Raw genomic sequence first — 23973 nt, 5'->3', positions numbered from 1 at the left:
GAGTTTTCCTTTTGCTGATACAGCTTAGGAATAAGGGAATTATACCATGAAGAAGAAAGTTAATCATTGGTTTAATCGTCACGAAGTGCATAAAAACATCATGCGAGATAAGACGTTACGAGAAGTGACACCGTTAGGAAGTAAACGTCTAAAGGAAGCATTCGAAGATGCAAAATTGAGAAATGAGCATCGTGAGAAATTACTAGGAGGATCGCATGAGTAATGTTGCATATGCAGATTTTGGTAATCAACGACGGCAAGAGAGGCCTAACGTGGCAGATCTTGATAATGGCTATACCAGAATAGCGAATGAGCTATTAGATGCAATCATGCTTGCTGGGTTGACCAAGCACCAATTATTAATGGTTATGGCTGTGTGGAGAAAAACATACGGCTTTAATAAAAAAATGGATTGGGTTGGCAATGAACAACTTGAAAGCATGACAAAGATTGATAGCACCAAATGCTCCACCGCTAAAAATCAATTAGTTCGGATGAAAATCTTTATTCAGGAAGGTCGAAAAATTGGAATGAATAAGAATATTTCTGAATGGGAAACCGACATTGACCGAAACAGTAAAAGTTTTACCGAAACGGTAAAGAATAGCTTTACTAAAACGGTAAAAACCACTTTACCGAAACAGTCAAACACAAAAGACAATAATACAAAAGACAAAAGAAAAGATCCCACCATACCTCCCAAGGGAGGAAATCAAGGAGGCTCTCTCCGTGAAGAATTAATTTCAATCCTAGAAGGAAAATTTGATTTCGATAAGGCAGATAAGCTTCATAATTCTGTTGAGCAAAAATTAGTTGAGTTGGGTTATATCTGCGAAAGAGAATTTAGAGTTAGCGACAGAGGGGATGGTAAAGCTGGTCGAGTTGATCTTCTGGTTTCCAATGGTGAAGGCGATTCTTGTGGCATTGAAATCGATAGGCTGAATGCTAGAGATAAATCCATTGTAAAACTAAAACAACTTTCTGATGGTTTCGTTTTGGTGAGAGAAGGGATCGTGTCTGAGAGATATGATTTCGATGGAATACCAGTGGTAAGCGCTCATCCTATGTCATCTTCAAGTGAAGGAATTTCTCGTGAAGAGATAATCAGGGAAGCAAGAGAAGCTCTAGATTTTTATAACAATATCACTGGCTCTCAATGCAGAGACTTTAAACCATTCATGACTCTCTTATCTCCAACCCAAAGCAGAGATAGATATCTGCTAAGTGATTTAATCACAGTTATTGAGTGGGTGGTGTCAACATGGAAGCGACGTAATAACTCAATAGCAAAACCAACCAATATCTGCCGAGTTAACCGCTTCGATGGCTATCTGTCAGATGCGATCAAGTGGAAAAACCGAGACGGTATCAATCCTGTCGATTGTCCTCATGAAGAATTAATCAAAATCTGGAACAAATACGTTCCTGAAAGAGCCATTGATTTTCATGAGTGGACATCACGCAGACCTGCTTACAAAGATTTGGAGGCTGTCTGGAATGGCAAAACTAACAAAGGGCAATGGCGTGAAGTAAAACACATGGACACCTGCTTCAAGCTGATATCTCAATCAAGTTTATTCACTGGCTTACAAGACAAGGGATGGTTAACTCTTGACTGGATCTTAACGCCGACAAGATGGTCGCAAACCTACGAACAAGCCAAGCGCGAATATACCGAACGGAAAAAAGGGATTGTTTAATGGAAAATAAATTCACGGATTATTATTCAGAGCAGGCTGTCATTGGTGGAATACTGATTGCTACATCTGAAACCGAAGAGATTGCCATATCAGCGATTGAAAGTTTAGTTGCTGATGATTTCACATCATCGGCTCACAAGGCTATTTTTAAAGCTATGCAAAGCCTCGTTAGAAATGGCTCTAAGGTTGATTTGGTTTTACTGAATGGAGAGCTTGAACAGCAAGGAAACTCAGTAATTACTGGCGGGTTTGGCTATCTTGCTGAATGCACGAAAAACACATCAAGCATTCAAATGTTGCCCGGTTATGTTCAAAAGATTAAGGATCTAACCACAGCACGCAAAACACTAGCTGTTCTCAATGAAGGTATTGCGAAGATTAGCTCATCAAACGTTAGCGACCTTGTTGATGTTGTCGGTGAGGTTCAGTCCACAATCTCATCAATGGACACAGGTAGTGTTGTTGAAACACAGCACATTATGGACGGTGTCAATGAGTCGATAAATATTCTTGAGTCGATGATCAATGGTGATATCTGGAAATATAAAACTCAGTTTGGCTTACCTGATATCGATAAAGCATTTGGGGGATTTAACAATACTGACTTGATTGTTATTGGTGGACGTCCAGGTATGGGTAAAACCATGTTCAGTACAGCAATTTCAAAAGCAATTGGATTGAAGCAAAAGAAACCCGTTGTTTTTTATAGCCTTGAAATGCCGTCATGGCAGATATCAGAACGAATTTCATTTCATCATGCAGGGGTTAACAAGCAAGACTTGCTCGGGGATGATAAATCGAAAATAAACATGGATGAGGCTTGGGCTAAGTTATCTCATGCACTTGCTGACATTCAGGAATCACCGATTTATATCAATGACCGACCATCAATGAGCATTCATGAAATACGTGCTGACGCTAGAAAGATGCACAAAAAAACGGGTGGTTTAGGTGTCATTATCGTTGACTACTTGCAGAAAATGAAAATGACCAACCCTGAAAATATGAATCAGTCAGTAGGTGAGATTGCAACAGGGTTAAAAAACCTCGCGAAAGGGCTTAAGTGCCCCGTAGTCGCACTGGCGCAGTTAAACCGTAACTTAGAGCAACGCACCAATAAGCGCCCCGTTAATGCTGATTTGAGAGAGTCTGGCGTTATTGAGCAGGAAGCGGACGTTATCTTCATGATTTATCGTGATGAGAAATATCATCCCGACACCAACCTGAAAGGTATCACTGAGGTTATTTGCACAAAATCACGTCACGCACCCGGTGCAGAAAAAACATATTACTTCACTAACGCTAGAGGTGGTTTAGATCAGGCAGTGTTGAGCAATATAAACAACGACTACGCAGATGAAGAAATTGAGTGTTAACACGCAAGAGGATTTTTAGATGAATATTAAACAATTGCAACAACAGATCCATCAGCAAAACAAAGATGCAGGATGGTGGGATAATCCACGCGAAAAAGGAACGTTACTATGCCTAATTCATTCTGAAATTAGCGAGGCAATGGAAGGTGAGAGAAAGGATTTAATGGACGATCACTTACCACATCGGAAAATGGCTGAAGTCGAACTTGCTGATGCTGTTATTCGTATTTTGGATTATGCAGAAGCCTTTGGTTATGACATTGAGGGTGCAATAACTGAAAAGCTCGAATACAACAAACATAGAGCAGATCATCAGCGTGAAAACCGTATCAAGAAGGGCGGGAAAAAATTCTAACAGGAGGCATCTAATGCAGGGAACTAATAGAGTCAAATGTAGTGAAAGATTGCCCGTTATCGGTGAACCGGTTCTAGCATTTTTAGACGGAACACCATTGGTTTTATTTTTAAATCGGGTCAATCTTAATGATGAAATAACATTATCTCTTCAGTGGGAAGCTACTTATTTACCTAACAAGCCCATCCCATTCTTTGATGTCGAATACTGGATGCCTATACCACCAATGCCAGAGGGTGAATGATGGAATCACCACTTGCACGAATGATTAAGCAACAGGTGTTCGATGCCAACGTCGACAGGCTTGTATCGCTCAACGATGAGCAATGGGATTTCATACTGAATGACCAAGATAAACGCGCATGGTCTGGCGGTAATTACTACGGCCACGATTATGACGAATGGGAAATCTACATTGCCTACGATATCAAATATGTGAAAACAGGATTACGGGAGCCATTGTTATGAACGAGCTCAAGAAATGCCCGTTTTGTGGATGTGACCGGATTTTTGTCGGCACGTATGATTATGAAGAATTTGACGACAAAACATACTACAAGGCAGAGTGTAATTCATGCGAAGCGGAGACGGGATTTAAGGATAGCAAACAGGAAGCCATAACAGCATGGAACAGGAGAGTTAACGGTGAATAAGTTAAAAAAATGCCCTTTGTGTGGCAGTGAAGTTAAATGGTGTGGCGAGAATGAGCCAGACCCAGAAGATAACCACCTTTGTGATCATATCGAATGTACTAATGCTGATTGTGGCGCTGATTTCTCTTTTACCCACAATAACGACATTTGCCCAGATAATTCTGATGACATGACACCAGAAGAATTAATGCAGATAGACCGTGATTATTCAGCGCAAAGGTTTAATAGTAGAGCTAACAGTGAGTGATACGGAGGTATAATTGACAAATGATATCTGTCTCCATAAATCCAACCTCAATGGCATTTTCAAAACCCTCTCAGAAGTAACAGAAAACGGTAAGCGGTACCGAATCAAAATCACCGAATGGCGTGAACTCAGAACAATACCAATGAACAAAACATGGCGAATGTGGGTAGAAACCACAGGCGACTGGCTACGTGCGCGTGGCGTTGTCATTGATATTAAAAATGGTGCTGGTGAAGTCGTTCTATCAAAACCAATCACTAACGAAGAAACGCATGAGTATTTTGTCGGTCACTGGTTGGGTCGTGATGAAAACGGAGAGCGCGAGAAAACTAGCAGGATGGATAAAGCGAGGATGCTCATCATGATGGAGAAACACGAAGCATGGTGCATTGAAAAAGGCATTCCAATCATCATCCCAAACGACAGCGAATACATGAAACTTAAGGATAAACAAAATGAGTAAATACGACAGACCATGCAAAGGCGTAACAATCGATGTATATGACGTTTTAAAAGCGTTTGAGGTAACTAACCCAGCATTACAGCATTTAATTAAAAAAGCTCTCTGCGCAGGATTGAGAGGGCATAAAGACAAAGAGCAAGATTTATGTGAAGTGCTGGCATCGGCAAAGCGGGCTATTGAGTTGGAGGCTGAGAAATGACTGAAGAACAATACAGGACTTATGCGCGAGTGATAGTTGTTGGTCGTGAGTTTATCTCATTTAATCACAACACCATTTCATCTGTAACAGGATTAACACCCGCAAGGGTTGGAGCGATTCTAAGAAAGTTACTTGCATTCCAGTGTGTAGAGCATGTCGAAACAAAGAGCCGTAAACGCACTCGCCCAATCAATAACTACGCAGTAACAGACGATGCAATCACTCGACTGAGAAGTCAGTTTGAAAAAGAGCGATTGGCTAATCTCCCACTCTTCCCAAAAGCAAAGAAAGTTGAAGCAAAGAAGCCTAGAAAAGTGCTGAATGATTTTATGTGTGGGTTGTCATTTGTCGATAAAGCCAACGTCTCAGGTATGGGTAATCCGATGTTGATGAAAATAGACTCGTTACTCAAAGGAGTACGCAATGAACTGCATGTCATGCAATAGACCGTTAACAGATGAAGAAATTTATGTGTGTACCCGGTGTGCCGATGAATACGCTCATTTGGAAGCGATGGAAATAGTGAAGGGGGACAAAATTGGCGAAGGTAAAATCGCCGAAACTCAAAACCTGTAAAGTCTGTAGCACTGATTTCACTCCTTACCTATCTACCCAAAAAGTTTGTTCCACATCTTGTGCAATAAAATTCGCGTCAAATGAAATTAAACGGACCGAAGAAAAGGACCGTAAAAAACGCTTATCTGAGGAAAGAAAGTTATTGCGGATCCGAAAGGAAAAGCTAAAGACAAAATCAGACTGGAACAAAGAGGCTCAGGCAGCAGTAAATAAATACATATTTTGGCGTGACTATGGTCATCCATGTATTGCTTGTGGTGGGTCCTTAAATTATGGGGTAAGAGGTGGGTCCGTAGATGCTAGTCATTACAGGTCCAGAGGTTCGGCAAGTCATTTAAGATTTAATCTACTCAATATTCATGCTGGCTGTGTTCACTGCAATAGGGACCTGTCAGGAAATCTCATCCCGTATCGCATTAATCTCATCAATAAAATCGGCGAAGAGCGAGTAACTCGTTTAGAGCACGATAACACGGTCCGTAAATTCGACATCGAATATCTCAAGCGAATGAAATCTATATTCACACGTAGGGCCCGTTGGTATGAGAAAAGGCGAAAGGACCAATATTCGGAGGTGGCTTAATGTTCACTGACTTAATCGCAGCTATTGAAGAATGCAGGTTTAGGGCATTAACAGGGCGCACTGGTGATAAAACAAAGCGCTATTTATCAGTTATTCAATTAAATAACGGATTCATGAAAGTCGTTGAAACTGTACAGGCAAAGAGATGTGGTAACCGGATTATGTACTCAGTCGGTTGCGATAGATATCACACAGTATTACCGGAGGCGAGATGAACCTAGAAAGCGCTGTTAAATATCACTTCGCCAAAACAACATCAATATCAGATGCGCCTAGCTCAACATCGCCAGATAGATTAACCGGTACTGATGTCATGGGTGCCTTTGGATATTGTCAAAGTAAAGAGTCATTCGGCTTTTCTGCGTTCTCGGGAAAGATGGAGATAAGCCAGAATGACAAAGTGAAAGCGATACAACTTTTAACTCGGCATGCATTGAATCATTGCGACAAGGTTCCAGCCTTACGCAAGCTCGATATGAATGTTAAGCGAAAGGTAATGCAAATACTCGCAAAATTCGCTTATGCAGATTATTGCAGATCGGCATCAAGTGTTACTGAGTGCGTAAAGTGCAATGGATCAGGTTTTAAGGTAAGGGCGATTAAGGTTAAAAAAGTCTTTGGTAAAGAAGTTAGCATTATTAATGACACCGAGTCATGCGCTTGTGATAAGTGTAATGGTAAAGGTTATGTTTCTTGTGCGTGTAATGACTGCAAAGGGCGTGGCATGGCAATAGACAAGGAAACGTTAAGGTTAACTGGTGAAGCTGTCAGTATGCCTTGTAAGCGTTGTTCTGGTCGTGGTTACGAGCGAATACCTGCATCAAAGGCTTTTCAGGCTGTGTCTCATTTAGGGATTACGATTGATCAATGGAAGCGTTCAGTTAGTAAATTTTATGAGTCATTGGCGGTTGAATGTGAAAAAGGAGAAAGTAACGCAGATTACATACTAAAAAAGGTAACAAATTAAAAACGAATACTTCTAACGAATGAATTGACTTTTGCACTTTTCTGTGTAAATATCGCTCTAACGATGGGTTATTGCCATTTCGTTAACGTTAAAAGAATCCAAGACCTCGCTTCGGCGGGGTTTTTTGTTACCGAAACAGTGCCCCTCATAACCTCTACGCAGAATGGAGAAATCTGGTTTGCGATACGTTTGGGTCTTTCTATTTTAATTCCCCCGAATTCGAGGGAATAAGTTTTTGATATTTATCCAGAGTGCTTATTTGCATTGTGGTAATCCAACCATCCGGAATTTCCGGATAGTTCACATATTCGGTTATTCCGAACAACTCATTCAGAAGATCGCTTAGGCGGTCTTTTTTCGTATATGCCGACCACAGAATCAATCACAACACCTCACATTCACACAAGAGCTGTGAGTCGGCGTTCTATTAACTAATTCCTCCAGAAAGGAGGCGGTATGACACGAATGGACGAGAAAGACAAATTCAGTGCCACCGCATGGGGTGTCATATTCGCTATATCCCTATACGGCGGATTGGCTAGGTATATTATCGACAATAAACGTAATGGTTATCGGTGGAGCTGGGTAGGAGCAATTATGCAAATGTTCGTATCTGGCTTTGCTGGAATGATGGGAGGTCTTATATCAATAGAGCTTAACGCCTCATTCTACTACACGTTATTTACTGCTGGCTTATGTGGTTCCGCTGGCTCTTTAGCATTGGATTTCTTCTGGGATAAGTTTACAGGGGGTAAGAAGTGAGTAATTTTAGATTAAGTAAACGTAGTGAAGAAAACCTCCGTGGCGTTCATCCTGATTTGGTTAAAGTGGTACATCGAGCATTAGAAATTACTGATATTGATTTTATGGTGATTGAAGGTAAGCGCAACGAAGCCAGACAGCGACAATTAGTTGCAAGTGGCAAAAGCCAAACGATGAATAGTCGTCACTTAACTGGTCACGCTGTTGATTGTGCTCCGCTGGTAAATAATCAGATCCCTTGGAACGATTGGTCATACTTTAAAAAAGTAGCTGATGCCATGATGCAAGCGGCGAAAGAGCTAGGTGTTGATATCGAATGGGGCGGTAACTGGAAAACATTTAAAGATGGCCCTCACTTCCAATTAACCCATAAGACATATCCCGCATGAATACGCTAACTAAGGCATTAGCTGGACTACTGGCAATATCTGCATTCTGGCTATGGTGGGTAATAGATGACTACGACAAATTAAGCAAAGATTACAACACAGCAACCAATCAGTTATCACAACAAGTCGACATCAACAAAGACTATCAAGTCCGTATCACTCGATTAAATCAACTCGATATTCGTCACTCACAGGAGTTAGCCAGTGCAAAGAATGAAATCAACACTCTTCGTGATGCTGTTAACTCTGGCAATAAGCGGGTGTACGTCAAAGCCAAGTGTCCAACAGTCACCAAGAATTCCACCGAAAGCGGAAGCGATGAAGCCACCGCACGACTTAACAAGGCAGTTGAACAAGATTATCTACGTCTCAGAGAAATGATAGTCGAGAACGAACAGCAAACTTTGTATTTGCAGGATTACATTAACACTGAATGCCTCGCTCAATAGCGGGGCTTTTTAATGGAGAAATATCATGGCAGTAGAAGGTTCAGATAACCCAACTCAATTCCGTGAAGAGCTGGATAAAAGCATTCCAAAAGAATAAAAAAAGCCCAGCATGGGTGCATGGGCAAACTAACAGGATATTAATCAAAGTATAGTGATAATTACTTAGTATAGCTTAAGTAAATATATATATCAGCAATTAGATAAGTCGTTTATCCATTAAGGAGGTCGATCCCTATCTTGACTGCTAGGAACAGACTAGAAGCGACCTGATTAACGTAGTGATACGTGATGATGGTTGCGAACTCTACGTATTTCACTCTGTGCATTCACCGCGCAATTAAAAACACTCACAGAACCTTACAGAAAGTCGAACCTGAGAAAAACCGTTAATGGTGTTTTCTGTGGGGCGGTTATTTCTGGTGAACAGGTTCGCTTTTCTATAAGGAAATACACCATGCCTTTAGTGGAAATTAAAAAGTTTGATTTGTTAGCTAGCTCTTCTGCAATCGCCGATGGAGTTAAAAAGAAACACAAAACAGTAATTCAACTTGTTCGTCACTATGTCGATGACCTTAATGAATTTGGAAGGGTAGCATTTGAAATGCGATCCTTTGATACCGATGGTGGACGACAGAAACAACAGGTGGCGTTACTTAATGAGCAGCAGGCAACGTTATTAATTACATATATGCGTAATAATGATGTTGTTAGGGCATTCAAGAAAAGGCTTGTTTCTGAATTCTTTAAAATGCGATCGGCTTTGGCTGCTAAGAAATTAGATAGAAACACATCAAGATTGGAATATAAGCCAATGACTGATGCAGTTAAAAAGTCGAGAGAAGAGCAAGGCAAAACTATTTCACCTCATCACTTCAGTAACGAGGCAGACTTAATTAATCGCATTGTTCTTGGCATGACATCTGCTAAGTTTCGTGTTCATAACGAAATAGGAAAGAAAGAACCTATTCGTGATTACCTAACTCCAGAGCAAATACATTGCGTAACCGAATTGCAAAGAGCCAACACAGTGTTTATCTCAATGGGATGGGACTTTGAGCAACGAAAGGATGAATTAACTAAGTTGTTCAATAAAAACCATAAGCAACCATTACTTGATGAGATGCATAGATTAGCAGCGTAAAATTGCGCTTTGCTTATAAATCAATAAATTACCGATGCACTAAAAGTTGCATCACATGAATAGGCCCTAGTGGCCTTTTTTATTAGGTGGGATATGAAAACAGGAAGAATGGTAACAACCATAAAAATGAAGTGGTGGGTGCCTTATTATGTTGAATGCTTAAATTTGTTCTCTTTAGTATTTCTCGTTGAGCCTAACCCATCCATTGTTAGTAAATTCATTGTTAAACATGGCGTGACTATTAATACACGGTTTGAGGAAATTTAAAGGATACCTATTTATGAATGATGATTTAAAGTCAGGTCTAATCGAGTTTCTAACCATTTTTACTGTAGCGATCTTGCTTTGTTTTGCGCTCATCTTTGGAGTGATGTATGGCGTTAATTCATATCAGTGCAATCAGTATCAGGGTATCACTGGTATTGAGACAAAAATGGGTGGATTTGAGTGCTATGTAAACACTGGGAAAGCATATATTCCATATGATGAATACAAATTAAGGTCAGCAACCCACAGAGAGTAATCATGTCAGAAAAATATCACGTAATAGCAACTAAGAAAGACGGCACAACCTACGAAGGCATGATGACCACTAAAGAACCTCGTGTGACTAATGGGTTAATTGGCATCGCATCACTTGATGGCTCATGGGTATACATATCACCTGATGAAATTAGTGATATTAAATATGTGCCAGTAGTTGAACAGTAAATATTAAGGAAAGGGTATGGCTCAAAATAAACCAACGCTCACAGATGAGCAGAAAGTTCTTTTTGATGCCCTAACAAAGTTACAACAGAAATTCGTGTTAGGCATCTTGAAAGGACTCAATCAAATAGATGCTTACAAGCAAGCTGGCTATAAGGCAAAGAGCGATGATTCAGCTCGTGCGTCTGCATCTGAAATCTTAACAAATCTTAACGTTAAGTCGTTCTTAGATGCAATGAATGAGGTAGCCATTTCTAATGCGATTATGAGTCGTGAGGAGGCGTTAGAGAGACTTTCTTCTATCGGACGTAGTTCAGTATCAGAAATGGTTGAATTCAGTGAGCATAAGATGGGAACGGATGACGACGGTAATCCAGTTATTCAATCTGTGTGGAGATTTAAAGATTCTGCTCTACAAGACCCTAAAGCACTAGCGGCAATATCTGAACTCACGGCAAGTAAAGATGGAATCAAACTAAAGCTTCATGATCCGAAAGCAGCGATTAAACAATTAGCTGATATGCAGGGTTGGGAGCCACCGAAGAAAATTGAACATTCAGTAGATGAGCAGATGGCAGAGTTGCTGAGAGAGATATCATCGGAGTCATAATATGGCTGCAAAAAATCAGCAATTTGAAATATTAAAAAAGAATTTAAAGGATAGGTTTTGGCGTTTAAATAATCTCTATTTCATTACTGATAAAAAAGGTAAGAAAGTAAAATTTAGAATGACGCCTGAGCAGTTTGAGTACTTTAATGGTATGCATACACGTAATATCATTTTAAAAGCTCGTCAGCTAGGTTTCACAACACTTGTTTGTATAGTTCAATTAGATGCAGCTTTGTTTGAATCAGCAAAATGCGCATTGATTGCCCACACTTTAAATGACGCCAAGCGATTATTTAGAGAGAAGGTTAAATACGCATATGACAATTTACCTGCAGTAATTCGAAGGGCGAACCCTGCAAAGAATGACTCTGTTGGTGAGCTGGTATTCAGTAATGGCGGCTCACTTTATGTAAGTACCTCTTTTCGTGGTGGGACGCTACGCTATTTGCATATCTCTGAATTCGGCAAGATATGTGCCAAATATCCAGATAAAGCACGTGAAATTGTCACTGGTGCTTTTGAGGCGGTATCAAGCGATTGTTTCACGACCATTGAAAGCACTGCGGAAGGTAGAGCAGGTTATTTCTTCGATTACTGTCAATCTGCTGAGAAGGCTCAAATTCAGAGTAAGGCTCTCTCTAACCTAGACTGGAAATTCTTTTTCTTCTCATGGTGGAAGAATCCAGAGTATGCCATTAACCCTGTTGAGCAATTGCCGCAAAGGCTAGTTGATTACTTCGATGAGATATCAAGTAAACACGGCGTTCAATTAAACGAGCGTCAGAAAGCATGGTATTACGCAAAAGAAAAAACACTCGGCGACGATATGAAACGGGAATACCCGTCAATACCGTCTGAGGCATTCCAGCAATCGGTTGAAGGCGCTTATTACGCTAAGCAATTCCGATTTCTCTACGAAAATAAACGCATTGGCACACTTCCTGATAACTCGCATCTACCTGTTCACACGTACTGGGATATTGGTGTGGGTGACTCAACATCAATCTGGTTTATCCGTGAGGTTGGTGAAGAGTTCCACGTCATTGATCACTACTCAAGCAGCGGTGAGGGTCTACGGCATTACATGAAAGTACTGAAAGACAAATGCTACACATATGCAAGTCACAATGGCCCTCATGATATTGATAACCGCGAGTTTGGCTCTGATGCGAAATCACGTAGAGAACTGGCTAGAGAGGGTTACGAAATTGACGGTGAGAACTATTCAATGCGATTTGAAGTAGTGCCGAAACTTTCCATTGATGAGGGTATTGAAGCGGTTCGTGAAATCTTACCGCTTTGCGTGTTCGATGAGCATAAATGTGGTGAAGGAATCGCACACCTTGAGGGGTATCGCAAAGAGTGGGATGACAAACGAGGGTGCTGGAAAGATAAGCCACTTCACGATTATACGTCACATGATGCTGACGGATTTAGGTATTTTGCAGTGAGCAGAAGAAACAAGAAGGCTCATGTTGGCATGTTAGTTCGCAAACGTTAATGAGGGCGATAATGGAAGAGAATCAACAAAAGCTGTCATTAGCGGTTAATAACGCTATCAAGGCAGTTGCTAGGGCAAGAATGGATTATGCTTCTGGCGGTATTGGTATCAATAACACAAAGCGACCAAGAATATGGAATGAATTTGGTTACCCAGAGAATTTAACATTCGATGATTTTTATAATGCATACGATAGGAATGCGTTAGGTGGGGCTGCGATAGATCGATATATCTCTGGGTGTTGGATTGATATTCCAGAACTATTCGAGGGAGATGAGGAGGCTGATAAGGATGGTTCTACAGAATGGGACAATCATTTAAATAAACTACTCAAAAGGCATTGGGAACAAATCAAAGAAGCGGACAAGCGTAATTTAATTGGTCGTTATTCTGCGTTAATCATTCAAATAAGAGATAATAAACAATGGAATGAGCCTGTTGATATCAGTGTTGTTAAGCGCTTAAAAGAAAAGTCTATAGTCAGATTCATCCCGGTATGGGAGGCGCAACTTGACCCGAAGAATTGGTATGAAGACCCATCTGATGAGTGGTATGGATATCCTTCAATGTACGCATTTACTGAAATTCCAGTTAGCACTGATAGTGATGGCTCACCCAATAGAATTATTGATATACATCCAGATAGGGTAATTATTTTTGCCGAAGGTTCGGCTGACGGGAAACTAACATCTGGATCGCCATTGTTGCGTAAAGGCTACAACAAGCTACTAGATGCAGAAAAAGTATCTGGCGGTAGTGCTGAGGGATTCTTAAAAAATGCCAGTAGACAGCTTAATTATTCGTTCAGTAAAGACACTGATTTTCAGAGGTTAGCTGAAGCGTTAGGCACAGATATGAGTGGGCTTGCTGATGCACTGGATGAGCAAGTAAGGCGGTTAAATAAGAGTATAGATGCTTCAGTTATGATGCAAGAAGGAACTGCAGGCGTACTCTCTGTTACGCCAGCAGACCCAGAGCCAACTTGGCGCACTATTCTTGCCGAATTTGCCGCCTCTATTAATATGCCAGTTAAGGTGCTTATCGGACAGATTACAGGCGAGCGAGCATCAACCGAGGATATGAAAGACTGGGCCAAAACATGCATGTCTCGTCGCAGGGGATTCTTAACTTCCGTTATTGAAAGTTTAGTCTCTCGATTATGGTCAATTGGCGTTATCGAACCAAGGGAAGAAATAACAGTTAGTTGGTCTGATTTACTCGCACCAAGCCAGTCTGAAAAGCTAGATAATATGAGTAAAGCTGCTGATGTTGCACAAAAAACACAGGCATCATTTGGTTATTCAGTGTTGATGGAAAATGAAATTAGGGCATTAGGCGAATATCCGACATTAAAAGAGTTCGATAACACCGCTTCGCCAGAAGAAGGTAAAAAAGGAGATCCATTAATTGATGATGAAGAATCAAAAGATAGGGTCACCGATAATACCAAGGAATAAGGCTGACCCAACGCAATCAGGTCGGCAAGTTAGAAAGATGTTTCGTGATATCGAAAGCCGATATTACGAACTCAAGAAAGCGCTCAAGCAACTCTTCGACCTGTCATTTACTGGCAGGGAACGAAATCAGAACTCACTGTACAGCTATATTCTAGCTAAAAACGCACAGAATGAACCTGATTCACTTATCAGGGTTAATGCTGGCGTTTACTCTTATGATCTAGCTGAGAGACCTGCGGAATATGCTAAGTTTCTTGAAAGGCTGCAATCACTACTTGATGATTATCTTCTCGAAGGTGGTGATGATCGATTGTGGGCATTTGGGTATGTATCTGATGAGTATGAGCGCGGAACACTGAATGCTTATACTAACTTAGCCGCTCAATCCGAAGTATATGCATCACAAACCACTCTGACTTACCTGATGTCACAACCGGCATACCAGAACCAGATAGCATCAGCATTCATTTCCACTTATAGCGATTGGAAAGGTATTTCCGATGCCGCTAGAGCAGACCTGTCGAATATCATTGGCACATCGATAGCAAGAGGGGTTAATCCGAGAGAAACGTCAAGGATAATCAGCAAGCGATTAGATGTATCAATGTCCAACGCAAAACGCATAGCTCAGACGGAACAGGTAGGAGCGTTGCGCCGTGCAAACTGGAATGAAACGTTATGGGCTAGCGAATCTCTGGGGTTAAAAACAGGATTGTTATGGCTATCAGCACTAAAGCCCACTACAAGAAGCTGGCATGCAGCGCGACACGGGAGGATCTATACCGTTGAAGAGGTTGAGGCGTTTTATGCCGAAGGTGGAAATAGATTTAACTGCTACTGCGCGACACAACCGGTATTGCTAAATGACGACGGGACCATTTACAACAAAGGAATTATCGACCGTTTAATTACTGAGCGGAAGAGCTGGTCAACAGACTAAAATTCACAATCAAGAGGCCACTACATGAGTCTTTCTAGTATTCATGTTAAGTCGCTGGCTATCAACTCCTCCAATATCTCAACTGAAACCATTGATGGTGACGAGCATATCGTCATTCGCGGCGTTGTGCCGGTGGTTGATGACGTTGTGATGAATGGGGGGCTATATCCGGCCAGCGAAATTAACAAAAGCTTTCAGTCGATGGAGGGGAAACAGTGCCCGTATGGACACCCAAAAATCGGCACAGATTACGTATCGGCTGACACGCCGAGAGCGGTAAACCAGTTTCACATCGGCGCATGGGCTGAAAATGTCCGCAAAGATGGTGAAAGAGTCGTCATGGACGTGAAGGTTAATCGCCGTTTCGCGGATGCCACCGAAAAAGGCAAAGAGTTCCTTGCTCGTGTGGATGACATCATTGCCGGTAACAGCACAGACCCGATCCACGTCTCCACCGGATTGCTGCTACAGCGTGAGCAGAACAAGGGCAAGTCAAAAGGCAAGCCCTATACATGGGTCGCCAGAAACATGCACTTTGACCACATCGCCATTCTTCCGGCGAGTGAACCAGGTGCGGCCACGCCGGAGGACGGTGTCGGGATGTTCGTCAACGCTGACGGGCAGAAATGCGATATCGAAAATGTCAGCCTGGTTGATGCGGCGAACTGCATGAAAGAAGGCATTATCAGCAAGGTAAAATTCTTCTTCACCAACGGCTCAAGCTTCTCTTTCGAGGATATCTATAAAGCACTGCGCGATGCCCTGAGAGAGAAATCATCAGGTGATGACTGGCCTTACCCGGAAACAGTCTGGCCCGACAAATTCATTTACTACAAAACCGGCAAAACCTACCAGCAAAAATACCTCATTGACGACAACGGCGAAGCTGATCTTGTCGGTGAGCCCATTGAAGTTGTGCGCAAGCCAACAGAGTACGAAGTAAAAACCAATAAGGAAAACGACCCGATGAAACAACTCATCACAAACGCGCTGAAGGCAAAAGGCATCGACACAGACGGAAAATCCGATGCTGAGCTGATGGATGCGTACAACCAGATGATTGCCAATGAATCAAAAGGCGAAGAAACGCCGGAAGAGAAAGCGGCGCGTGAGAAAGCAGAGAAAGAGGCCAAAGACAAGGCCACTAACACAGATGACGTCACCGCAGCAGTGAATGCCGCACTCAAGCCGCTCACTGATGAAATCAGCGCACTTAAAAGCCAGTTAAACGCAAACGCTGACAAAGAAAAATCAGCCATGCGTGAAGCAGTTAAGGCCAAATTTGGCTTCACGGAAACAGCCGTGAATGCGCTGGACGGCGACCCGCTGAAAGAACTGTACGCACAGTGTGCGCCGGTTCAGGGGCTGAATGGTTCATTCCATTCTCAGCAGAACTCTTCCACCTCAGTATCAGAAATGCCGGAGTAAAACGAAATGGCGAACAAAACAAAACGTGTGATTCATGCGGGAGGTATTTTCCCTAACCCGCTGTTAAATCGTGAAGGCGAGGCGTTAGCAGACATTAAGCCAGGCACGGTAGGCTTTTTCGATGGCGGCAAGTTCAAAGCCTCAGTAGATGGTAAAGAGTCGGCGATCCTGTACGTGGCAAACATGGATTATCTGCGCTGCAAAGGTGTAGATGACGACCTGAAGGCCGGTGATTGGGTGGTGGCAATCCAGCCATTGCAGGGATTATTCCTGAACGTCCGCGCTGCTGCCGGTACGTACAAAAAAGGCCAGCCGGTGATTGTTGCCAACGGCCAGGTCACAGCGGCCACCGCTGCGGAAGGTGAAGTTGTATTCGCCTATGTCGAAGAAGATTCAGCACTGACCGCTAAGGCGGGTGAGCTGGTTCGCGTTGTGTTCAAGTAAGGAGAACCGAATGTTTTATTATTCAAAAGCAAAGGCAACCGAAACGGGAAACCTTGAAGCAAACCAAGCGCAATTCGGTGCGCTAAGCTTAGAGCGTAACTCATCTGCTCAGGCTGTGGCTGATTTCATTTCTCGTGCTCGCAATGTGCCTGCTTTAGATGCTACCAATGCGATAGATGACATTAAACGTCTGTACAAAGCATATGACCAGACTGTGTTAGCTGAATTCCAGCCAAACACTGAGTTCACATTGTTAAACGACCTCATGGGCCTATCTCGTTCAGTTCGTATTGATGAGTCGGTCTATGAATATGCGCGTAAAGGTGGCGGTGGCGTAGCTCATACGTCAATGAGCGGTCAGGTTGGTGCGTTACTTGAGGCTAGCGCTTATAGCTTTGATGGAACTATGGTGCCAATTCATGACACGGGGTTCAAGTTCACATGGCGTGATCCGATTTTCGGTAAGGGATCTGCACTGGCATCATTGGCTGACGCTCAAAAAGATTCTGTTGATACCGTTCGTCGTAAGTACCTAGATTTTATCTGGAATGGTTTCCGCGATGCTGCGGGTAACTTCATTGCGTTTGATGGAAAAACCTTTAAGGGTTTGCGTAGTGATGAACGTGTTGCTCAAGTGGTATTGAGTGTCAATTTTGCAACAGAGCAAGACGGCAAAAAAATCCGCACTGAAATCATCAAACTGCGTGATGTGCTGAAATTGCAAAACCTGCAATATGGAGAGCAAACTTGGTACGTCTCAGGCGAAATTCTGTCTAATTGGGAAAGCGTATATTTCGACGTTAACCAGACACGCACCATTCTTGAGGAAATCAAGAAAATCACTGGCATCAAAGACATTAAGGAAGATTACGAACTGAAAGGTAACGAAGTTCTGATTGTTCCTCTTAGTGCTGGTGTTATTGCTCCTATCGTTGGTCAGGCGTTTGGTACTGTTGCTGATCCGCGCCAGTTTTATAACTCTGACTACGTATGGCGCACATGGGGTGCGGCTGGTCTGATGGTTAAGCAAGACATCAGCAATCATTTCTCAGTTGTTCATGCGAAAGGTAATTAAGGGGGGGTTTATGGCACTGGTAAAAGTAGTTTCAAATAACTTCTTCGCTGGTGCCGGCTTTCTAAAGGTAGAAGCCGGTAGCCAAATGACAATGTCAGATGAATGCGCGAAAGAGAGGGAAAAGGCTGGTTTGGTTGAAATTCTCTCATCGGGTGATGTTGAAGTAGCATCACCTAGTAACGATAATTCTGAACAGCCCGAACAGCCCGAACAGGCAAAAGCGAAACAAAGCGGTAAAAAATAATGCAGATAACTCTTGATGACGTAAAGCCGATGATTACGGAACTCGGGTTTACATTGCCTGACTCTGTGCTGTCGCTGTTACTGAGTCAGGTTAATGCAAAGTCCGGATGTCTCGAAGCCAACTACGACGAAACCACGCAGAAGTTACTGCTGATTTACACCGTTGTGCGGTTGGCATCGCTATCTGGCGCACGAAAGATATCATCACAGAGCGCTCCTAACGGGGCGTCTCGTTCTTTCGCATATGATTCTTCCGGTACTGATTATCTACTGAACCAGATCCGCGCATGGGACAGTGCAGGATGCCTTGCTGACTTGCCATTATCTAGTAAAACGGTAGGCTTTTTTCGGGTGATTGGAGGTGTTCAATGAGTTCAGTTGCAAATTGGGCGTATACCTCGTGGGCTACTTTATGGAAAGCAAAGAAAGACAAAAACAGTAAGCCGGTATTCTCCGAGCCGGTTCATTTTCTTTGTGGTTATGGTAGTGAGCTTAAATCTGGAAAGTTGGATATTGGTTCTGAAATCACCATCAAGTTAGTTTTCTGGACTGAGTATGCCGATGCAAAGAAAGGTGACTTTATCGCTATCGGCACGCACTCAGGTGATCAGCTATCTGCCGGTGCTGATGAAATCAAATTCATCAAACGTGATGAAGACCTATTCGAGCATATTGCGGATGACTACACTCTGATAACGGCGGTGTGATATGGCAGCAAGAGTAAGAGGGATTTCTCAGGCTAACGCAAACCTTAGGGCGCTTGTTGGTGACATACAAGGCAAGAGAGTTATGAGAGCTATTCAGTCTGCTTTGCTGATTGGTGGCGCTCAGGCGGCTATATACACACCTATTGACACATCAACGCTTATCAACTCTCAATTCAGGGAAGTCACTGTTAACGGTACTCGCGTTACTGGTCGTGTTGGATATACAGCAAACTATGCGGTTTATGTTCATGATCCTAGAATAAAGCAAAACTTTAGACGCTCAAGCGCTCGTAAAGAGTTCTTATCTCGTGGGTTTGAAGATGAACGCAGGGCCATTGATGACGCAGTGAGACGGGAGCTTCAAATATGATACATGAGAAGTTTGAGCGCTACTTAAACAGAGGTAATTTACTCGATGGTTTCATTGTTCAAAGGTTTGCGTGGGACGAAGAAGAAGATACAAGACACCAGCAATATGCAGTTATTCAACCGGATGATAGTAGCGGTAGGTTTGCTGATTTAGGTGCTGATGATTTCGTGGCACTTGTTCTTGTATCTGCATGGAAAGACCCTGAGCCAACAGTGATAAGAGCTAATGAAATTCTAAATTACGTTGCTAACAACTCGTTAGATTGCGAACTCAATTCAATCTACAACCTAGGTGGTCTGCCAAGACCCATACCGACAGAAGAAGGTCGGTTCATCCTTAGGCTTTCTTTCCGCTGCACATCTTAAATTAAATACATCTCAATAGGTCGCTTATGCGGCCTTTTTTATTTGCAAATAAAGAGGTTATAACATGGCACAATGCCCTGATGATAAAGGCCTAGTGATGGGTAACGCAGGTATTCTGCGCATTGCAAAAGGCTGTTCAAATCAATCACCATCTCAGATTCAATTTTTGCGACTAGGTGCATTAACAAGTAAATCGACAGACTTCGGTATGGAAACTGTCACGTCCAATGCCGATGATACAAAAGGCTTAGCAGAATCTATTGTCACTGGCGCTGACGTAACTATCAGTTTCGATGGTGAATTAAAGAAAGCTGGTGTTGCTGGTTCAACTTCCGCTTTCGACATTGCTAAAGAAATTCTTGATGAAGTTAAAGCTGGTCGTCAGCCTTCATATTGGGTTCAGCTCGACATGAAAGGCGACGGTAGTGATGTTATTCAGGGGTATATGACCTTCACATCATGGTCAATGGAGTTTCCAACAAAAGAAATTTCCACTTATTCAGGTGAACTAAAAGTTGCTGATGCAGAAACGGTTGAATGGCTACAAGAAGAAATCGTTGTTGAAAGCATTGCTGTTGAGCCATCCTCCCTGTCTGTAAAAGTGGGTGAAACTAAGACATTTACTGTCAAGTTCACGCCAACCGATGCGACGAACAAAAACTACACTGCTGTAAGCGATAAGACAAACTTTGCAACAGTTACCCAGCTTGTGAATGTGGTTACTGTGCGTGGTGTTGCTGAAGGTACTGCAAACATCACGGTCACATCCGAAGATGGTAGCAAGACGGCCAAATGCGTGGCCACTGTTACCGCTGCTTAATATTACAAAGGGTGCTTTCGAGTGCCCTTGATAATATTCAGGAGGGATTATGACGCCTATTTTAGAAATCGGTGAGATGGTTATCTCTACTGATAAAAAGGATTTCTTATTTAGACCATCGTTCATCAATATGACAAGAATCGGAGAGCCTAAACAGATCGTGAGTGTATATGGTCAATTAAATGGTACCGAGGCACAAGATTTAATCACTCGCGCCGTAATGAATTACAGGGTTATCCCTGAGTGGATAATAAAAGCCATTAGCAAGCCAATATACGGACGCAATATCCTACAAACTGCAATGATAGTGATGCAGGCGTGCTGCGATGATGATTGTTCAGAAATCATTGGCGAGTGGAAATCAGGTAAGCGCGGCATTGTCTATAAAAACGGCAAGATGCCAATCGCTGACATTATCGTTATTTCCAGAGAACTATTTACTCACGGAATTATCGGTAAAGCGAAGATCCGTAAACTTCAACGCAATGAAGGCAAAAATGAATTCTCAGATGAGTTTATGGCAATTGACTATATTAGCTCTGCTCGTGCGCACTTTGGTATGAATCGAGAGGAAGCCGAACAATTAACCATGACTGAATTTCAGATGATGCTCAAAGCTAAATACCCTGATGAGAAAGGCTTCACTAAAGAAGAATATGACAACATCATGAAACAAGATGATAAGCGTAATGATGATCTGATCAGTGGTAAACGCCGATTGGTGAGTAGGAAGAGAAAGTAAACAAGGGCATCCGTGCCCTTTGTTCTGGTAAACTTACTGTTTTATGTCATTTTCGACTAATTAGTATATCTAGTTTAGACTTTATATTACTTAGCTCAGATATTATTTCGCTTTTTTCATCTGACTTGATAGTGATATTAGTAATTAAACTATCTCTGGATGAAAGAAGATCATACTCTAAATGTATTGCAATACCCATAACATGCATGTGCTCAGAATCGTATGGTTCAGTAGGATATTTGGCGTTAAAAGGCCTAAGATACCATTTATCCTGATCTTTTATTATTTGCCTACACAACTGAACTCCACTCTTGTCATTAAAAATAAATGCAATATCTCCATTTTGCGGATTCAGTGATGGATCAAATACAACAATCACGCCATCAGGCAGACTTACTCCTGACATTGACTCCATTGAATCACCCTTCATTTTAATAGCGATCGAGTCTGCGCTAGCTTTTGGTGGTGCTAGTATCGTTGTGTTAGACACTCCAGAGATAGAGTTGTCTTTAAGTAGATCTGTAATGTCATAATCAAAATATTCCATTACTGGCATTTCATAGGTGGTAACTGATTTTCTTATTCCAGAAATATCAGGCTCATCACCAATCCCTTTAGCTAACCATTCTCTTGATGTACCAAGAGCGGCGGCTAAGTTAGTTAGAACTTTATCTCTAGGTTTTGAATCACCAGCCTCATAGGCCGCTATTTGCCTCCTGACAACACCAACAGCATCAGCGAGTTGAGATTGAGTTAGGTTAGCCGCCATTCTTGCAAGGCTTATGCGATTACTAAAGCCATTTTCAATTTTCATATGTGAACTCTTTAAAATTCATATTGACACAATGTGAGTCATGATATATAACTAATACTACATCATGAAGATGTGATATTGAAATACTTCATAGGAGATAAAATGGAAAAGAAAAACAGAATTATGCCATACCCATTTCGAATGAAGCCAGATATGAGGCAATGGATTGATAATGTTGCGGAGAATAGACGGCGCTCTACTCAAGTTCAGCTTGAATATATTTTAGAGGTATTTAGAGAGAAGGTGGAAAATGGTGAACTTGAGATGCCGTAAAAAAGAAGAAACCCCAATTGTTCGAGCAATTGAGGTTTCATTATCAAATATACTCTTGGGCGAGAATAAGTGACATGACTAATTTAGCAAATATTAACGACATGAGCAATTCAGTTAAATCAATCCCAGCAATTATGCATAACGGAATACCTGTAGTTACGACTGAACTGTTAGCTGAGTTATATGATACTAAAAGTAACAACATAAAAGTAAACCACTCCCGTAATGCAGGTCGCTTTATTGAGGGTAAGCATTACTTCAAAGTTATTGGAAATGCTCTAAAAAATTTGCGAGTTACTTTAAGTAACCTACAAATTTCACCAAAAGCGAGAAGTTTAATTCTGTGGACAGAAAGAGGTGCGGCTCGCCATGCGAAAATGTTAGACACAGACAAAGCATGGGATGTGTTCGAATTAATGGAAGATCACTATTTCAACAAAGGGAAGAATGAAGTTGTTGTTAACACGCGCCCAATAACCCAAAGGGGAAAAGACGCTCACAACATTAATGCTCTATTTAATCATTACGATGTTTTTTATTCAGCATGGAGGTCAGAAATATATCCAATGCTAAGACAACTTGAATCACCACTTGCTGGAAAACTGGTTGATAGATTTCAAGATGGTTATGCGTTTCTGATGAATTTAAGGAGAGATATTAACGGGAGATTACAAGACGGTGAGTTACCAAGAATATGCAGGTAAAAACAGAAAAGCCAACAGGTGCAAACTGCTGGCTAATCCCAAACAAAACCAAGAAGGAAATGTTTCAATGAACGAATTAACTTTAGCATCACATGAAACAAATGTCACTATGTCAAGTCGTGAGATTGCGGAATTAACAGGCAAAGAAGTAAAGAATGTTCATGTAGATATTTGGAATATGGTAGGTCAACTATATGAAGTCTCAAAAGATGGTTGTGATTTCAACCATGTTAAAAATCAAACCATTACCATAAATAACGGTATTGCTGTAACGTTTGATTCTCGTGGTTATGTATCTAAGTTTGATTTAGACCGCTACCATTCTGAAATTTTAGTGACTGGTTATGATGTAAAACGTCGTGCTGCAGTAATTAAGCGCTGGTATGACTTAGAGTCAGGGAAAGCAACACCAATTGTTGCACTTAATGATCCTGAATTCTTGCGTTCTGCTTTATTAAATTACACTGAAAAAGTATTAGCTCTTGAATCTTCAAATAAAGAACTAACAAATAAAGTTGAGTGTATGTCTAACTTATTTAAAGAAGGCATGACTCCGACTCAATTTTGTAAAATGCTTAACGGTGTAAATACTCAACAAGTTCAAATGTGGTTAGCTGAACGCAACTGGTTATATAACGAAAGTAAGTCAGGTAAAAATATTCGCTGGCGTGTCGCTTCATACGCTCGTGATAAGTACATGACAGAAAACCAGAGTGAAATTAATCCACACGGTCACGAGCCTTTCATTAAGTATCAACCTGTTTTATTAAAGAAAGGAGCTAAGCGTCTTTATGATCTCTATCTTGCTGGCGAACTACCAATGAAAAAGAACTGGGATGGATTATTTACTCATGACAAGGAATTCAAAGAAGTAGCTTAAACACCCAAGCCAAGGACGGCTTGCTTGAGATC

General features: G+C 41.7%; 38 protein-coding genes. 37 read left to right on the top strand and 1 reads right to left on the bottom strand.

Going from position 1 to position 23973, the window contains the following annotated elements:
• Positions 1 to 46: 46 nt before the first annotated feature.
• From LG402_RS12460 to LG402_RS12295, 34 genes are all read left to right on the top strand, one after another.
• On the top strand, positions 47 to 223 hold the full coding sequence (locus tag LG402_RS12460) for a hypothetical protein (RefSeq protein ID WP_164484703.1): 177 nt from the start codon (positions 47 to 49) through the stop codon (positions 221 to 223).
• Positions 216 to 1700 (top strand): replication protein, encoded by a 1485-nt coding sequence (locus tag LG402_RS22360; RefSeq protein ID WP_227335666.1) that lies wholly within the window; start codon positions 216 to 218, stop codon positions 1698 to 1700. Before LG402_RS12460 ends, LG402_RS22360 begins: the two co-directional genes overlap by 8 nt.
• Positions 1700 to 3076 (top strand): replicative DNA helicase, encoded by a 1377-nt coding sequence (locus LG402_RS12450; protein WP_227335665.1) that lies wholly within the window; start codon positions 1700 to 1702, stop codon positions 3074 to 3076. Before LG402_RS22360 ends, LG402_RS12450 begins: the two co-directional genes overlap by 1 nt.
• Positions 3077 to 3095: 19 nt before the next feature.
• Positions 3096 to 3431, top strand: a complete 336-nt coding sequence (locus tag LG402_RS12445) for a hypothetical protein (protein WP_227335664.1) — start codon at positions 3096 to 3098, stop codon at positions 3429 to 3431.
• A 13-nt stretch (positions 3432 to 3444) separates the two neighbouring features.
• Positions 3445 to 3675: a phage protein gene (locus LG402_RS12440; RefSeq protein WP_004247730.1), complete on the top strand. Its 231-nt coding sequence runs from the start codon at positions 3445 to 3447 to the stop codon at positions 3673 to 3675.
• Positions 3672 to 3899, top strand: coding sequence for a hypothetical protein (locus LG402_RS12435; RefSeq protein WP_139152538.1), 228 nt, complete (start codon positions 3672 to 3674; stop codon positions 3897 to 3899). The genes LG402_RS12440 and LG402_RS12435 overlap by 4 nt, the downstream gene beginning before the upstream one ends.
• A complete protein-coding gene (locus tag LG402_RS12430) occupies positions 3896 to 4084 on the top strand; it encodes a Lar family restriction alleviation protein (protein WP_227335663.1) in 189 nt (62 codons plus the stop codon). Before LG402_RS12435 ends, LG402_RS12430 begins: the two co-directional genes overlap by 4 nt.
• Entirely contained in the window at positions 4077 to 4331 is a 255-nt protein-coding gene (locus LG402_RS12425) for a hypothetical protein (protein ID WP_227335662.1), read from the top strand. The genes LG402_RS12430 and LG402_RS12425 overlap by 8 nt, the downstream gene beginning before the upstream one ends.
• 13 nt (positions 4332 to 4344) lie before the next feature.
• Entirely contained in the window at positions 4345 to 4794 is a 450-nt protein-coding gene (locus LG402_RS12420; protein WP_227335661.1) for a hypothetical protein, read from the top strand.
• Complete coding sequence (locus LG402_RS12415) at positions 4787 to 4993, top strand: hypothetical protein (protein ID WP_066747538.1); 207 nt, start codon at positions 4787 to 4789, stop codon at positions 4991 to 4993. Before LG402_RS12420 ends, LG402_RS12415 begins: the two co-directional genes overlap by 8 nt.
• Positions 4994 to 5022: 29 nt before the next feature.
• Positions 5023 to 5439: a hypothetical protein gene (locus tag LG402_RS12410; RefSeq protein ID WP_227335660.1), complete on the top strand. Its 417-nt coding sequence runs from the start codon at positions 5023 to 5025 to the stop codon at positions 5437 to 5439.
• A gap of 92 nt (positions 5440 to 5531) precedes the next feature.
• Positions 5532 to 6152, top strand: coding sequence for a recombination protein NinG (locus tag LG402_RS12405; protein ID WP_227335659.1), 621 nt, complete (start codon positions 5532 to 5534; stop codon positions 6150 to 6152).
• Positions 6152 to 6367, top strand: coding sequence for a hypothetical protein (locus LG402_RS12400; RefSeq protein WP_227335658.1), 216 nt, complete (start codon positions 6152 to 6154; stop codon positions 6365 to 6367). Before LG402_RS12405 ends, LG402_RS12400 begins: the two co-directional genes overlap by 1 nt.
• The gene (locus LG402_RS12395) at positions 6364 to 7119 is read left to right on the top strand and encodes an antitermination protein (RefSeq protein WP_227335657.1); all 756 of its coding nucleotides are present in this window, start codon (positions 6364 to 6366) and stop codon (positions 7117 to 7119) included. The genes LG402_RS12400 and LG402_RS12395 overlap by 4 nt, the downstream gene beginning before the upstream one ends.
• A gap of 456 nt (positions 7120 to 7575) precedes the next feature.
• On the top strand, positions 7576 to 7881 hold the full coding sequence (locus LG402_RS12390; protein WP_049199107.1) for a phage holin family protein: 306 nt from the start codon (positions 7576 to 7578) through the stop codon (positions 7879 to 7881).
• Positions 7878 to 8270: a M15 family metallopeptidase gene (locus LG402_RS12385; RefSeq protein WP_227335656.1), complete on the top strand. Its 393-nt coding sequence runs from the start codon at positions 7878 to 7880 to the stop codon at positions 8268 to 8270. Before LG402_RS12390 ends, LG402_RS12385 begins: the two co-directional genes overlap by 4 nt.
• The gene (locus tag LG402_RS12380; protein WP_227335654.1) at positions 8267 to 8719 is read left to right on the top strand and encodes a lysis protein; all 453 of its coding nucleotides are present in this window, start codon (positions 8267 to 8269) and stop codon (positions 8717 to 8719) included. The genes LG402_RS12385 and LG402_RS12380 overlap by 4 nt, the downstream gene beginning before the upstream one ends.
• Positions 8720 to 9173: 454 nt before the next feature.
• On the top strand, positions 9174 to 9860 hold the full coding sequence (locus tag LG402_RS12375) for a Rha family transcriptional regulator (protein WP_227336962.1): 687 nt from the start codon (positions 9174 to 9176) through the stop codon (positions 9858 to 9860).
• Between the two features lie 93 nt (positions 9861 to 9953).
• Positions 9954 to 10127: a hypothetical protein gene (locus LG402_RS12370; RefSeq protein ID WP_227335653.1), complete on the top strand. Its 174-nt coding sequence runs from the start codon at positions 9954 to 9956 to the stop codon at positions 10125 to 10127.
• A gap of 13 nt (positions 10128 to 10140) precedes the next feature.
• Complete coding sequence (locus LG402_RS12365; RefSeq protein WP_227335651.1) at positions 10141 to 10383, top strand: hypothetical protein; 243 nt, start codon at positions 10141 to 10143, stop codon at positions 10381 to 10383.
• A gap of 2 nt (positions 10384 to 10385) precedes the next feature.
• Positions 10386 to 10571 (top strand): hypothetical protein, encoded by a 186-nt coding sequence (locus tag LG402_RS12360; protein WP_063073743.1) that lies wholly within the window; start codon positions 10386 to 10388, stop codon positions 10569 to 10571.
• A gap of 16 nt (positions 10572 to 10587) precedes the next feature.
• Positions 10588 to 11178 (top strand): terminase small subunit, encoded by a 591-nt coding sequence (locus LG402_RS12355; protein ID WP_198623119.1) that lies wholly within the window; start codon positions 10588 to 10590, stop codon positions 11176 to 11178.
• Position 11179: 1 nt separating this feature from the next.
• Complete coding sequence (locus tag LG402_RS12350) at positions 11180 to 12679, top strand: terminase (protein ID WP_227335649.1); 1500 nt, start codon at positions 11180 to 11182, stop codon at positions 12677 to 12679.
• Between the two features lie 11 nt (positions 12680 to 12690).
• A complete protein-coding gene (locus LG402_RS12345; RefSeq protein ID WP_227335647.1) occupies positions 12691 to 14136 on the top strand; it encodes an anti-CBASS protein Acb1 family protein in 1446 nt (481 codons plus the stop codon).
• Positions 14090 to 15076, top strand: a complete 987-nt coding sequence (locus LG402_RS12340; protein WP_227335645.1) for a phage minor head protein — start codon at positions 14090 to 14092, stop codon at positions 15074 to 15076. The genes LG402_RS12345 and LG402_RS12340 overlap by 47 nt, the downstream gene beginning before the upstream one ends.
• A 24-nt stretch (positions 15077 to 15100) precedes the next feature.
• Positions 15101 to 16504 (top strand): DUF2213 domain-containing protein, encoded by a 1404-nt coding sequence (locus LG402_RS12335; protein ID WP_227335643.1) that lies wholly within the window; start codon positions 15101 to 15103, stop codon positions 16502 to 16504.
• Between the two features lie 6 nt (positions 16505 to 16510).
• Positions 16511 to 16948: a hypothetical protein gene (locus tag LG402_RS12330; protein ID WP_108943577.1), complete on the top strand. Its 438-nt coding sequence runs from the start codon at positions 16511 to 16513 to the stop codon at positions 16946 to 16948.
• A gap of 10 nt (positions 16949 to 16958) precedes the next feature.
• Positions 16959 to 18023, top strand: a complete 1065-nt coding sequence (locus LG402_RS12325) for a major capsid protein (RefSeq protein WP_227336961.1) — start codon at positions 16959 to 16961, stop codon at positions 18021 to 18023.
• Positions 18024 to 18033: 10 nt separating this feature from the next.
• On the top strand, positions 18034 to 18267 hold the full coding sequence (locus LG402_RS12320; protein ID WP_227335641.1) for a hypothetical protein: 234 nt from the start codon (positions 18034 to 18036) through the stop codon (positions 18265 to 18267).
• Between the two features lie 367 nt (positions 18268 to 18634).
• Positions 18635 to 18973, top strand: a complete 339-nt coding sequence (locus LG402_RS12315) for a hypothetical protein (RefSeq protein ID WP_227335640.1) — start codon at positions 18635 to 18637, stop codon at positions 18971 to 18973.
• A gap of 1 nt (position 18974) precedes the next feature.
• Entirely contained in the window at positions 18975 to 19343 is a 369-nt protein-coding gene (locus LG402_RS12310) for an HK97 gp10 family phage protein (RefSeq protein ID WP_227335638.1), read from the top strand.
• Positions 19340 to 19708 (top strand): hypothetical protein, encoded by a 369-nt coding sequence (locus tag LG402_RS12305; protein ID WP_227335636.1) that lies wholly within the window; start codon positions 19340 to 19342, stop codon positions 19706 to 19708. The genes LG402_RS12310 and LG402_RS12305 overlap by 4 nt, the downstream gene beginning before the upstream one ends.
• Before the next feature lie 64 nt (positions 19709 to 19772).
• Positions 19773 to 20528, top strand: coding sequence for an Ig-like domain-containing protein (locus LG402_RS12300; RefSeq protein ID WP_227335634.1), 756 nt, complete (start codon positions 19773 to 19775; stop codon positions 20526 to 20528).
• Between the two features lie 49 nt (positions 20529 to 20577).
• Positions 20578 to 21270 (top strand): DUF6246 family protein, encoded by a 693-nt coding sequence (locus LG402_RS12295; RefSeq protein ID WP_227335626.1) that lies wholly within the window; start codon positions 20578 to 20580, stop codon positions 21268 to 21270.
• A 46-nt stretch (positions 21271 to 21316) separates the two neighbouring features.
• Here LG402_RS12295 and LG402_RS12290 read toward each other — a convergent pair whose 3' ends face one another.
• Complete coding sequence (locus tag LG402_RS12290; protein ID WP_227335624.1) at positions 21317 to 22084, bottom strand: LexA family transcriptional regulator; 768 nt, start codon at positions 22082 to 22084, stop codon at positions 21317 to 21319.
• Positions 22085 to 22186: 102 nt separating this feature from the next.
• On the opposite strand from LG402_RS12290, the gene LG402_RS12285 reads away from it, so the two are divergent.
• The 3 genes from LG402_RS12285 (at position 22187) to LG402_RS12275 (ending at position 23941) form a co-directional block, all read left to right on the top strand.
• A complete protein-coding gene (locus tag LG402_RS12285; protein WP_017827422.1) occupies positions 22187 to 22357 on the top strand; it encodes a hypothetical protein in 171 nt (56 codons plus the stop codon).
• A 74-nt stretch (positions 22358 to 22431) separates the two neighbouring features.
• Entirely contained in the window at positions 22432 to 23061 is a 630-nt protein-coding gene (locus LG402_RS12280; protein ID WP_413685594.1) for an ORF6N domain-containing protein, read from the top strand.
• Positions 23036 to 23941 (top strand): Rha family transcriptional regulator, encoded by a 906-nt coding sequence (locus LG402_RS12275; protein ID WP_227335622.1) that lies wholly within the window; start codon positions 23036 to 23038, stop codon positions 23939 to 23941. The genes LG402_RS12280 and LG402_RS12275 overlap by 26 nt, the downstream gene beginning before the upstream one ends.
• Positions 23942 to 23973 lie beyond the last annotated feature (32 nt).

Source organism: Proteus sp. NMG38-2, from assembly GCF_020640995.1.
Classification (GTDB): Bacteria; Pseudomonadota; Gammaproteobacteria; order Enterobacterales; family Enterobacteriaceae; genus Proteus.
Note: the sequence above shows the minus strand (reverse complement) of the source record. Positions and strands in the feature narration are given on the sequence as shown.